Annotated in this window: 10 protein-coding genes and 1 pseudogene; 3 read left to right on the top strand and 8 right to left on the bottom strand. The window is 35.9% G+C overall.

Annotated elements, in window-relative coordinates; translation table 11 throughout:
* Positions 1 to 88: 88 nt before the first annotated feature.
* Complete coding sequence (locus FH508_RS19575; RefSeq protein WP_173479492.1) at positions 89 to 1,705, top strand: MFS transporter; 1,617 nt, start codon at positions 89 to 91, stop codon at positions 1,703 to 1,705.
* Positions 1,706 to 1,973: 268 nt separating this feature from the next.
* On the opposite strand, the gene FH508_RS19580 is transcribed toward FH508_RS19575, so the two are convergent.
* The 8 genes from FH508_RS19580 to FH508_RS19615 form a co-directional block, all read right to left on the bottom strand.
* Complete coding sequence (locus FH508_RS19580) at positions 1,974 to 2,546, bottom strand: hypothetical protein (protein ID WP_173479491.1); 573 nt, start codon at positions 2,544 to 2,546, stop codon at positions 1,974 to 1,976.
* A 208-nt stretch (positions 2,547 to 2,754) separates the two neighbouring features.
* Positions 2,755 to 3,522: an amidohydrolase family protein gene (locus FH508_RS19585; RefSeq protein WP_173479490.1), complete on the bottom strand. Its 768-nt coding sequence runs from the start codon at positions 3,520 to 3,522 to the stop codon at positions 2,755 to 2,757.
* A 9-nt stretch (positions 3,523 to 3,531) separates the two neighbouring features.
* Complete coding sequence (locus FH508_RS19590; protein WP_173479489.1) at positions 3,532 to 4,833, bottom strand: SLC13 family permease; 1,302 nt, start codon at positions 4,831 to 4,833, stop codon at positions 3,532 to 3,534.
* Positions 4,834 to 4,898: 65 nt separating this feature from the next.
* Positions 4,899 to 5,624, bottom strand: coding sequence for a GntR family transcriptional regulator (locus FH508_RS19595; RefSeq protein ID WP_139859765.1), 726 nt, complete (start codon positions 5,622 to 5,624; stop codon positions 4,899 to 4,901).
* A gap of 275 nt (positions 5,625 to 5,899) precedes the next feature.
* Positions 5,900 to 6,733, bottom strand: coding sequence for a GIY-YIG nuclease family protein (locus tag FH508_RS19600; RefSeq protein ID WP_139859767.1), 834 nt, complete (start codon positions 6,731 to 6,733; stop codon positions 5,900 to 5,902).
* A gap of 214 nt (positions 6,734 to 6,947) precedes the next feature.
* Positions 6,948 to 7,865 (bottom strand): HNH endonuclease, encoded by a 918-nt coding sequence (locus tag FH508_RS19605; protein ID WP_139859769.1) that lies wholly within the window; start codon positions 7,863 to 7,865, stop codon positions 6,948 to 6,950.
* A 213-nt stretch (positions 7,866 to 8,078) separates the two neighbouring features.
* Positions 8,079 to 8,828: an alpha/beta family hydrolase gene (locus FH508_RS19610; protein WP_139859771.1), complete on the bottom strand. Its 750-nt coding sequence runs from the start codon at positions 8,826 to 8,828 to the stop codon at positions 8,079 to 8,081.
* 467 nt (positions 8,829 to 9,295) lie between these two features.
* On the bottom strand, positions 9,296 to 9,892 hold the full coding sequence (locus tag FH508_RS19615) for a DUF1643 domain-containing protein (RefSeq protein WP_139859773.1): 597 nt from the start codon (positions 9,890 to 9,892) through the stop codon (positions 9,296 to 9,298).
* A 456-nt stretch (positions 9,893 to 10,348) separates the two neighbouring features.
* Between FH508_RS19615 and FH508_RS19620 the strand changes: the two genes are divergently transcribed.
* Positions 10,349 to 11,752: a sensor domain-containing diguanylate cyclase gene (locus tag FH508_RS19620; RefSeq protein ID WP_173479488.1), complete on the top strand. Its 1,404-nt coding sequence runs from the start codon at positions 10,349 to 10,351 to the stop codon at positions 11,750 to 11,752.
* A gap of 239 nt (positions 11,753 to 11,991) precedes the next feature.
* A pseudogene (locus tag FH508_RS19625) lies at positions 11,992 to 12,288 on the top strand (tyrosine-type recombinase/integrase); the annotation flags it as partial.
* Positions 12,289 to 12,612 lie beyond the last annotated feature (324 nt).

Raw genomic sequence — 12,612 nt, forward strand, 5'->3', positions numbered from 1 at the left:
TCTCTTATAATGGGGCTTAATAAATTCTTGCGAAAGGAGATGCATTGAATTGTAAACGCTTTATTACCATTAAGGGGGATGAGTAGAGATGGCAAGTACGGAAAGTAAACCACAAAATGCAAAGGTCACGAGGTCACAATGGATTCAATTTTTAGCATTAGTTTTTGGGGCATTTGTAGCAATTGAGGCGATGGCATTTCAGGCACCAGCCATTCCAGTAATTTCGCAACATTTTAAATTACCAACCTATTTAGCTGGTTTAATTTTACTAACTTTTTATGTTGCTTCTGCTACACTATATCCAATTGTCGGTCGTCTAGCGGATCAGTATGGTCGAAAAAAGATGTTGCTCATCGGCATGGTCATTTTTGCTATTTCTGAAGTTGCCGCTGCGATAGCACCAGATTTCACAGTGTTCCTTATTGCGCGGGTATTCCAAGGCGTAGCTGTTGGTTTTATCTTACCGATAGCAATTGCTTATATCGGTGTTATTTTCCCACCAGAAAAACGCGGCATGGCATCGGGCATTTTTTCTTCCGTACAAGCTATCGCTGCCATGTCAGGTGCGGCAATTGCTGGCTATTTAATTTTACAATATGGCTGGCCCATTATTTATTGGATTAGTGCGGCATTAGCGTTTCTTGGCTTAATTGTTGTCTTAATTTTCGTAGAGGAATCGAAGGGAGAAAAGCAATCATCCTTTGATTACATCGGTCTTATCCTTATCTTTGTTACATCAGCCACACTGTTGTCCGTATCAACAATCGGCAAAACGTTCGGCTTCTTTTCCCCGTATACAATCATTACGTTGATTGTCGGAATCGTGGCACTTACGCTGTTATGGATTTGCGAAAACCGCATTAACAATCCACTAGTTGAATTGTCGTTATTAAAAATTAAACTATTTAGCATGGCGGTCGGCATTAACTTGCTTATCGTGGCAACCTTTATGCTATTTATTTATTGCATGAACTTCTTTATCACATCCCGCCCAGGTGGAGACGCCTCCCAAACAGGATTATTTTATATGTTCTTATACGGCGCCTCATCGATCGGTGGCTTAGTTGTAGGTCGCTTATCAGATAAAATCAATGGCCGTTCCATTTTAATTGCCATTTTCTTTATCCCAACGATTGTTATGTTTATTTTTACAATGCTAGACGCATCCATGCCATTTAATATTATTGCGACATTAGCCGTTTGTCTCGGTTTCGTTTCTGGAGCCAATACACCAATCTTAATGAAATTCGCCTTAAACGAAGTACCAAAAGAAAAACTAGCGGCAGGCGCAGGTCTATTCTCATTCATCCGTGATTTCGGCACACCATTAGGCTCTGTCTCAGGTATTGTACTATTCTCCATTTTTAAAGACGCGGCATTTAAAGAAACATTAGTAGCGAATGCAACGGAAGCAGGTATCACAAACGAGCATTCAGCCGCACTACTAGCCGCTGGTCAAACAGGTACTGTCGAAAACAGTGCCTTAGCTGAACACCTTACATCTTTAGGCGTATCATTCGAGTCCATCTATACTACAGCAAATGCAGCAGGTCTTACGTCCGCTGTCCATTCGATTGCCTATATTGCAATGGCATTGTTTGCTACGATTCTGTTCCTTTGCTTCTTGATTCCAAAGGCAAAGAAGGCACCTGCTCCAGCGGCTATTGCCTCGGAAATGGTCGTTGTCGAGGAGACGGTTTCTTAAGAGACGAGAAAAAGTGTTAGCTTGATGGCGATCAAGCTAACACTTTTTGCTTAGACGTTGATGTTCGCTACGGCGGTGCTTGCTATGTGCGGGTTTACGGGCGATTTACTCGCTTTTAGCGGGGATATCTTTAGGTTTACAATAAGGAGCAACCCTCGCTAACGCGCGGTCTTTTTGCGTCTTACATTGTGTGCTATTCCCGCAGGAGTCACCGCCTTCGCTACCATCAACTAGTATTTTCTTCTACATCTTAAAATAAGCATCCTCATCAGACAGCCGCTTCAAGTTCTTCAAGAAGCTCAAAAACAAGCGAATATAATTGTGCTAACACTTCGTCAAATGACTGCTGCTCACTAAAGCCATCCAGCGCATCTAACGCAAGATTTACTTCCCATAAACCGTCTTCTCCAGAAAATGCCACATTGTACGTCATCTTCTCATGTTGCAAATGTGCTTTTAAATACGAGTGCAAAAACTCACTGTACTTCTTTTGTAGTCGAAGCCCAAACAAGGCACTATACACACCAAACGCCCCGTCAAATTCAAGCGCAAACGAATCGACACGAATCACATCAAAACGTTCTGATGCCACATACAAAAATTCATTTGCATGCTCTTTTAAATATTGAACTGAATTTGTTAGAAACGAAGCTGTTTCTTCAACAATTAACTCTTCCGTCTCCTTATTGCAACGTTCGATTACTTCAAATTGCAACGCAATCGTATCTACCATTGCATCCTCATCTAACAATGCGTGCTTTTGAGCATACGTCTTTTCTACTTCTAGTAATTTACTATTAGTTTCGTTGTTTATTAATGATTCTATTTGTGTTTTTAACACTTGCTACCAGCTCCATTCAATTGCTTTGATGATAAGTATAGCTTAGGATGGGTAGTAATTTGAAGAAATCTATTACAATCTTTGTATTATAGCGCCTGCTATTTATAAAAAATCCCTCCAAAGTAAACGGTCAAAAGTTACCTTTTACCGTTTACTATAAGGAGGAAATACCTGTCCTAATACTGAAATCATTATTTAGATGTCTAAGTTATTTATCTAAATACCAGTTTTCACCATTCGCGAAGAAAATTTTATCTTGTGCTTTACTACCTACTGTTTCTTGAATTAATTGAATATCATTATAGGAGAATCGCTCTTTTGCTCGGGTTGATGGTAAATCACTACCAAACATCAGGCTATTTGGATTTTCGCTATACAATATGGATATTAATTCACGTATTTCATCACGTTCATATCCTACTCGACCAAAGCCTGTTAAGCGAATTGGTATATTAGCATGAACAATTTTTTTCAATTTATCAACCGAACACTGATGCATTCCAAGATGATCAATTGATACTTTTGGTAATGAAAACATTAATTCTTCAATCTCTTTATCAATGGTCTGCAAATTTACATAAAGCTCTGTTTTCCAATTGCATAAATGATAAACTCTCTCTGAAAGCTCATTAATTTCTTTTGGTAAAGCAGATAGCCCTCTGTATAGATTAAATCGTATTCCCTTTATTCCGATATCATTTAATTTTAAAATGTCTTCATCCGTTGTATCAAATGGAAGCTGCGTAATACCTACAAAATTAGTACCTAACGCTGAAATTGCCTCCTCAAAATAATGCTGATGATACCCTTGAAATGAGCCTGATACAATGGCGCCACCAGTTAACTCAATCGACATTTCCTTCAGTTCCTGTAAATAATCATCGACTGTATAAAAGTCAGGGACAAATCCTTGATTTTCCACAAGCGGAAACTTCGGATCAATAATATGAAAGTGAGTGTCAAATATTTTTTGCATAACTACCCCCTACAAAATAAACATTAAAATCAAAGTTGCGACAACAGCAAACCCTAACCCTAATGGTGTTGCTTTATAAAGTAAATCATTATAAAACTTCTTAGATTCATCTTCACCTAAACCACTATTACCAAGAATTAAACTCCCACCCGTAGAGAATGGTGCTAAAGCTGATGATTGCGCACCGATAATAATAGCCACTGCAATTAACGAAGGGCTGTAACCCGTAGAACCTATTATACCAGCAATCATCGGGAACATAAGCGGTGCAACAACACCTAACGTACTACTAAAGATCGACATCACACCCGCAATGAGTGCCACCGCAATAGGCACAATAAAAGTCGGCATATTATTTATCATAGAGGCTAATAAATCGATAGTCCCCGCTTCAACTGCAACATCAATTAACATGCCAACCCCTGACACAAGCCATAACGTACTCCAAGGAATTCTTGCCATGACTTCTTTCGGTTTGTCTCCAGCTAATTTTAATATATACGCAACAATTGCAAATACAAGTGCTAGTAACGTAATGTCCGTACGTGCGTTAATAAATTGAATCGTTTCATTGTCAGGCATAAAATTAGACAGCATTGGTACGCCTAGAACAATGACCATAAGAAGAATGATTAATGAAATATTTACTTTTTGATTTTTAGTAAAAGCTTCTGGTCTATCTATATTCAAGTTAATGCTTTGACTGTTTTTTCTATCAAAAAACATCAAAATTAACATAATAAATATCGGATAAATAAATGATACAACAAAAATATCTCTTGTTAACATATCTGCCTGATCAGCAACAGCCGTGTTACTTAATAATGAGTTAAACAGTACCCCATGCGCACTATACATGAAATTCGCACCTGAAAGGGAACCTAAGGAAACGGCGAATGAAGCATTTAATTTATTCATCCCTGAAGATTTACATAATGCCATTGCAATGGCACCCATCACAGCCACAGAGGTAAAGAAACCTGCACCCATTCCAGAAACTAACGCTGTAATAAAGTACAAAATTAAAGGCAACCATTTTGTTTGCTTTTGAAAACGATAAAGTAATAATTGAGCTATTTTTTCTAAAGTACCATTGACCACTGCAAAATTAAAAAACAGTGCCAATGTGAAAATCACTAAAAATAATTTTGTCGGGAAAGTTGCCAATAAATCATTAATCGACATCCCCAACACAAAACAACCAATTACATAAGCTAATGCTAAAGCTACTAAACCAGTATTAATATCTAGTTTTTCGCCCATATAGATGGCAATGATGATTGCCAATATAATTAAAATGGAATAAAACATAATTTCCTCCTTGTCGTCACATGCATATAAAGCGCTTTCAAAATGGACAGCCACTTTATATCTTTTTAGTCTAAACTCAATAATGATTTGTATTTATACATGTCTCCACGATAGGAAGAAGCACCTGTTAAAACACAGCCATTTTTCACTTTTAAGTCAACACTTCTATATAAAATCGGTGCACCTTCAGAAATACCAAGAATGTTCGCAATCTCTTGATTAGCAAGAACGGCTTCTATTTCAATTTCTCCTTCAGTAAGCGCCATCTTAAATTTATTTAAAAATAAATGAGAAAAAGAATAATTCACATATTCCTCATCCGTAATTTGTTCACCATACTTTTTTAAAAGATAGCGGTTATCAATAACAATCGGTATACCTTCCGAAAGACGTAAACGCTTTACTTGATAAACTTCTTCTCCAGGCTGTACCCCCAACTTTTCTTCTAACCCTACTGGGCAAGGAACAGATCCTCGATATAGCAACTCCACAGTAAAGTTTTCTAGGTACCACCCTCTAAAAAAGGTATCTAGTTTAGCAATATCCGTCTTCAATTTTTCTTTTCGAACAATAAAGGTACCCTTTCCTTGGATACGTTTTAAAAGTCCTTCCTCTACAAGCACTTGAACCGCCTGACGAATCGTCATTCTAGAAACATCAAACATCTTGATGAGTTCATCATCACTTGCAAACTTCTCATTTCCCTCTTTATACATTTCATCTACTTTTATTCTTAACCTATCTGCAATCTGAACATACTTTGGTATCAGAGAATTATAATTATTACTCATGCTCACCCTCCTATGACTGAAATTAAATTACAAAACACCCCATATCATCTATACATCTAGATGACTTGTTTTACATTGTACAGAACTAAAAGTTAAGAATCAACATAATTTTTTGAATTTTTTATTTGTATTTTAGGGGGTTTTTGGTATATTGTTATAAAATTTAGTGGGGTGAGGGGTCTCAAAGCATAGAAAAAATGCAGAGAGGGAGTCAAGCCTCTCTGCATTTTCTGTTAGTGAAGGATATTTTTTCGATGCTATCAATATTATAATAATCAAACTAAATCCTTCAGACTTTTTCCATTCCTATCTTTCCATTCAGTCAACCCATTCGCACTTCGCCCCGTTACAATATCAGCTGCTGCCGAAGGGCTAGTAAATAATAGATCTTCCATTACTACAAATTCATCATTCACAACTTTCACTTTTTCTGTATGAAATAAATCTTTTCTTTTTGCTAATAAACGCTCTGAATAGGATTTTCTATTTGCAATTTTTGACCCTTTTAATACGACAAAACCTTCTTGTGTTTGAACGCCTTTAGCATCGACACCAAGAGTCGATTTGATAAATAAAACATCATCTGCATTAACTTCTGCGCTATCTTTGATCTCTTCAAATAATTTATGGCCCAGTGTGTTGACCATCATTGTAAGATTGCTAATATATTCATCCATCTCTGCACGGTCAGCTTCAGAAATGGAAGGCATTGGAGGAATATTCCCATTCATTAAAAAGTAACGATTTGCGACTTTAGCCTTTTCATATAGCTTATTTTCAATATACTTTATATGCGCTTTATTGAGATTCTCATCTTTACTTATAAATACAATTACTTCATTCCAAAAATCTTTTTCACGCAAATGGCTTTGTAACCGTGTATAAACTTCTTCTGCTTCCCCTATGTATACCGCTTCTTTATCTTCATCATTTCGACCGAATAACATATACACACCAGTAGAATTCAAGTTAGGACGATCCGAGCATTTTTTCACTTCGGTTCTTGGTATTCTATATGCCAGCCCTGTCCAGTTGGATAATTCACACGTTAATCTTCCACTGGGATCTCCATCTATTAAGAACATTTTGATCGTTTTACCAAAACTCATTGCAACCACTCCTTTAATTCATATGCACGATTTACTTTTACACAAGCACAAATCGTGCACTTCATTTATATGGATTTATAGATCATTTTCAACCTTATGTATTATGATTATTTTACCACTAAATTATTACTTCCAACTTCTAATTTTAGAATAAATTTACTAATCACGTGCATCAGACAACAAAAAAGCAGAGAGGCTTTAATGCGCTCTCTACTTAACGAAAAATATTTTTCCGATGCCATCTAAAATATAGCTTATTCTCTTCATACCTTGAAACCTTCATCTTTTGATGAATGTTATAGATCCCATAATTCGTTGCTGGAATTCGGTCTGAAATATGAATTAAGCCTGTTCCATCAAATGTAATATAGCCTTGATCGTATAATGCATCATGATTACAGCAAAGCAATAAGCCGTTATACGGATCTAAGCGTTCTTCATTCGAACTCTCACGCCAAGGCTTAGAGTGGCTTGCACGCAAAAGAGCTGGTAGTTCGATACCACAAAGTGCGCATTGATGATTCCATAAAGGTAATAATGCTGTTTTAAATTTCTCTTGGCCAATACGTATTTTACGTTTTGCTTCAGCTTCTGTTTCTGTAATTACAGGAATAAGCGTATTTCGTTCTGTACGTACTACCGTGCCAATCGCAAATTCTAGCTGTTCATCATCCACTTGATAAATATTCATATCACTAATAATATCTAATAGCTTGATTGCAAGCTCTTCATTACATGGATATAAATAGCCTTGATTTCCATCCCCATCTTGCTGGAAAGCTGAGTATTTAACAGGCAATAACACTTTCAACTCATTAAAATAATCTTTTATCGTTAATGGTTGCTCTAATTCATGGTATTGCAGCTTCACGAGAAAACCTTGCTCTTCCCACTGGTCATATGATGTCAAAGAAACGGGCTTTATGCCTTCCTCACAATCAGACAACGCAATGCTAATTGCAACGATCTTTCCTTTTACATAATGGAAAATACGGTCTCCCTCGCTCACTTCCTTCATACGTCGCCATGAGTGCGGTGTGTTTCCGCCTTTATCTTTTTGTGGTGACCAAATGATTTCTGCTTCTTTTTCTTCTTGATAGGTGTGCCCTTGCATGACGATGTAATGATTCATTATGTTCTCCTCTTCTATTCATTACTTCTATTATAGCTAAAGTCTTCAAAGTAGTTATGTAAATAGAATTGATCTAATACAGAAACGCGTTTTTTAAGTACGTATTCGTTAATTACCAATAATAAAAGCCATAGTTGCTCCTTTCACAATTGGGCATCCTATGGCTTTTATATTTATAATAATTCTCTTTTACCTAATTCTTTTCCCGAAATATTACTTATTTAAACTATCCAACAGTTCTACAATATACTGTGAAGTCTCCATCATCTGCTGTTTATTTGTTATAGAAGATTCACCGTCACCTTTTTGATGACCATAATCTCCAAATCCGCCATGATTGCCACCATTTATTTCGATAAAACGTGCGTCACTTGGCATAACATTTTTTGCATCTTTTACTTTGGTTAAGTCTGCAACTTTATCATTGCTTCCCCATAGAGATAACACTTTGATTGGTTGACTACTTAGATTGGTTTTTGATTGGGGATAGGATGCTAATAGTACTAAACCTTTTATTTTATCATTTTTTAGTGCGTAATCTGCTGCCATTACGCCGCCTAAAGAATGTCCTCCGATTACCCAAGTATCAATTTCTTTATGATTACTTATTATATTGTCAGCTTTATTCGGTGAAAAAATGGCTAAGTTAAAGCTCATTTTCGCAATACTAACGGTATAACCTTTTGCTGCTATCTCTTTAGCTAAAGGTGCATATGCGGAAGCTTCTACCTTTGCGCCAGGATAAAAAATAAAGCCGATATTTTTAGCATTCGATACAGGTTCAAATAAAATATCTCCATTTTCCTCTACTTGAACGATCGCGTCCGATTTCAAACTATCTGAAGCTAACGAACTGGCCTTATAGTATGAACTTACATAAATAAAAAATCCTGCAACTAGCAGTATTAACAAAGCAAAAATTCCAGTGAAAATTTTAAACTTTAAAGATTTCTTTTGTTTCATCGTATATCCTCCTGCCCTATTTATTATATTCACCTATACAAAAATGTTCTAATTATGTACCAGTATCCACTTCCCCATTAATACTAGCCCTAAAATATGCTCGTTTACATTTTGTTCTGTCCATTTTTTGTCTTCAAGATTGACTAATACGCTCATAATTTTAACTTTCAAACTTTGGACGATGACTTTTCAGAAACACCAACGGACGTTGATTTGATGGTACAGCTGATTGCATACCAGAGCCATCCTTCAATCCCCACGACAAAGTTTAACATTATTTTAATGATAGCACCCGCATCTCGTTTTTACTGGTGCAAAGTGACATAACTTACTTTGCACATAAAAAACACCACCTCAAATGAGATGGCTACATCATTTTAGATATTCAACTAAGGTTTACCTTTTAAAATCCCGAAACTCATATTGATTCATAGGGGAAAGGGCTATTAAATCCCCCTACTTTCCCCCTAAATACTGTATCTTTTTAATTTCCAAGAATAAGCCCAAGTTCGGGGATGCCTTGGGTACCCCTCTTGCGTTAAATCTTCCATTTGATATATTTCCTTGTTTTTCATTAAGCTAAAAATTTCTTGAATCCGCTTGTCATAATCAAATATGTATCCTTTGCCCCAAGCAATAATTATTAATTGGGCCTCTTTGTTAGCCATTTCAATTATCGAATCATTATTATATTTTCCGTTTCTATCTATTCCTTTAACAAAATCCAAACTTTGTACTGTAATATATTCATCCACTTTTTCTGGATATGTCTCACATACGACATAAAGATTAGTAATAATAATTTTTCCTATATCCTGTAAAACACCAGCAACATTATTTAACGAAACGTATTTGATAATACGATTAAGCGTGTTATCGGAAATTTCTTCATTTGCTTTACTAGGATTGATCATCATTAAATGGACAGCTTTTTCGTTATCCCCATTCTTCAATTCTATATCTAACCGATATCTTCTATTAGTCGCAACATCATGATGTACTAATTTAACACTTTTCACATACTCATTTTTATAGTGGAAAATTCTTTTTTTTACTCTTTCCATACTTCCCCTCCTCTATATACGAAATATCTATGGAGTAAATATTTCAATCTATTCTTTATAAAAATCAACAGATTATTAATCTCTATATTTTCTTTTAAAGAAGAACTTTCAAATAAAATTTATAATAATTTACAATATTATATATATAAATTAATTTTTATTATACGCCTTTTCTATCCATACTTTACAAAATTAAAAAATATTTTCCTTTATATTTAGAATAAACAGTATACTATTTATTACTATAGATGGTTCCTTACTTGCGACTGGTATACAAACGTAAATCATAGGAAGAGGGACAGTACATGTCAGGTGGTGCTGTCCCCTTCAAGAACTGGCCCCAGTTTCCGTGACACGTTACTGTTTTCAATGATAAAATATACTGATGTGATTCGATTATAAAGGATGGTTGTTCTGATGGAGTTATTGACAAAAAACACAACGGGTGGAAATGATATGGAGCAACAATTTATCGATTGTAATGAAAACCTCTTATTCGAGCGAATTAAATACGTTTCCTATATGCTCATCTTCACATATCCCTGTTTTTACATTGTGGACTTTATCCTTTTGGCTAAATTGAACAACCCGATTTATAAATTTATCCTATCAACCTTCCATATCATAGGCCTAATGATTTCCCTAATCTTTTTAATCCTCTACCGCCGAAGTAAGGGCCACGCCAAAGGGTCGATTATTCTCACCTATTTATTTCTTTATTTGTTTATAGGTGCCGTCTCTTCAATCAACAGTCAGCTTAATAACGGTAATATCTATGCTTATATTATTATTCTCTTAGCCGCTGGTGTTATCTTCCCAATTCGGCCAAAGCACCAAGCTTGCCTCATCACAGGAATTCATCTATTTTTCATTACAGGGTTGTTCCTTCTGGAAGAAAATCACTTTTCATTCCTATTTAAGCTGGTGAATTCAACAGGTACAGCTGTCATTTCATTTACGATAGCGTATGCCTTCTATTCATTTCGCAAAAATAATTTTACAAACGAATGGAAATTAAAGAAGAATGAAGAGAGCTTTCGCACATTATTTCACATGAATCCTAATCCATTAGTCCTTTTCAACCTTAAAACTGGAAACATTTTGCTCCTGAATCAGCAGGCTATCCAATACTTTCATTTAAAAAATAAAGATATGGCAAAACTTGATGGATGGTTCATGCTGACCACACCTGAGGAAAAACAAACGATAGTAAAAAAACTCGAAGAACATCAGAGCTTAAAAAATTATATGGTCAAACTTGAACAGAAATGGTCAATGCTTAATTTTGAACTGGTCAATTATTTAGGAGAGTGCTGTGTTCTTATTGGTAGCACTGACATTACAAATTTGAAGGAAACCGAAGAAGAGCTTTATAATCATGCATCGCTTGATCCGCTTACAGGGGTCCTCAACAGAAGGCGAGGAATGGAAATACTTTCTCAACAACTAGACGGAGCATCAGATTTTATTGTCTGCTATATTGATGTAAACAATTTAAAAATGGTAAATGACAGGTACGGACATTCTGCAGGCGATGACCTAATTATTACTTGCTGCGAAACAATCAAACACCATATCAGAGAAAAGGATGTTCTTTTCCGCCTTGGCGGTGATGAATTTATAATTCTAATTTTTGATCAACAAATAGACGTCGCACAAGCAATCTGGTCCAGCATTCAAAGTGAGTTTCAGGATATGGCTATAATTGACCAAAAGCCCTATCCAATCTCAGCCAGCCATGGTTTGTATCAATATAAATCTGGAAGCAACTTTAGTCCTGACGAAATCCTTGAACTGGCGGACAAGGAAATGTATAAAGAAAAGTTCAAGCAAAAGGGAAACCAATTTGCCCGTAACTAGACAGGCATCCTCCCAAAAATTCCCCACTACAGAAAAGTAGCGAGGGATTTTTTTCTTATGTTTTACGTCCCCCTGAAGTCTCCTATCTTCAATTAAATAACTAACATTCATGGAAATTTCGAACAATGGGCTTGAAAATCTGTGAAATCGAAGGTATAAAGCGCATTTCTCGTAAAGAAATTAACAGATTTTTAGAAGAACATAGCTTTTAAAATCAAAGCGCGAAGCTATATGTAAAAACAACAAAAACAGGTTCTTCCCGTAAAATTTTACTTGAAAATACTACTCTATCTATTTTAAATGCGTGGAAGAAAATCCAGAAAAAAGCGTATTTTGTTTTAGGTCATAATACTACGACACCTAATCAGTTAATGTTTTGTAATACTAATAATGACTATATGCAACCTGTACAGGTTCAGAAATGGATGTATAGTTTCCAAAAGAAACACCTATTAGAAAAGATCACACCACATGGCTTACGTCATTCACACGGCTCACTATTGTTCGAGGCTGGTGCAAGTATAAAAGAAGTTTAAGATTGATTTGGACATTCTGATGTGAAAACCACAATGGATATTTACGCTCACGTAACTCAGAAAGCTATAGCCGAAGCACTCCAGAAGTTCGAAAACTATATTAATTTCTGATTTCGGAGTCGACTACGAATCTAACTACGATTGACTACGATTAGATGAAACTCAATGAAACAAAAAACACCCAAACCCTTGATGTGGAAGGATTTGGGTACTCTTTGAAATAGATATGATTCCTATGTATGGAGACGGCGGGGGTCGAACAAGCCGTCTCAAAGAAAGCTATAATACCAGTGTTTTCAATAGTTTATAGTACATTTTCTAATA

The sequence above is a fragment of the Lysinibacillus sp. CD3-6 genome, from assembly GCF_006351725.2.
Classification (GTDB): Bacteria; Bacillota; Bacilli; order Bacillales_A; family Planococcaceae; genus Lysinibacillus.

Coding starts and splice junctions, on each gene's coding strand:
- FH508_RS19595 (WP_139859765.1), bottom strand. CDS start 5,624: ATGAGTAATAATTATAATTCTCTGATACCAAAGTATGTTCAGATTGCA.
- FH508_RS19620 (WP_173479488.1), top strand. CDS start 10,349: ATGGAGCAACAATTTATCGATTGTAATGAAAACCTCTTATTCGAGCGA.
- FH508_RS19615 (WP_139859773.1), bottom strand. CDS start 9,892: ATGGAAAGAGTAAAAAAAAGAATTTTCCACTATAAAAATGAGTATGTG.
- FH508_RS19605 (WP_139859769.1), bottom strand. CDS start 7,865: ATGAATCATTACATCGTCATGCAAGGGCACACCTATCAAGAAGAAAAA.
- FH508_RS19590 (WP_173479489.1), bottom strand. CDS start 4,833: ATGTTTTATTCCATTTTAATTATATTGGCAATCATCATTGCCATCTAT.
- FH508_RS19585 (WP_173479490.1), bottom strand. CDS start 3,522: ATGCAAAAAATATTTGACACTCACTTTCATATTATTGATCCGAAGTTT.
- FH508_RS19575 (WP_173479492.1), top strand. CDS start 89: ATGGCAAGTACGGAAAGTAAACCACAAAATGCAAAGGTCACGAGGTCA.
- FH508_RS19610 (WP_139859771.1), bottom strand. CDS start 8,828: ATGAAACAAAAGAAATCTTTAAAGTTTAAAATTTTCACTGGAATTTTT.
- FH508_RS19600 (WP_139859767.1), bottom strand. CDS start 6,733: ATGAGTTTTGGTAAAACGATCAAAATGTTCTTAATAGATGGAGATCCC.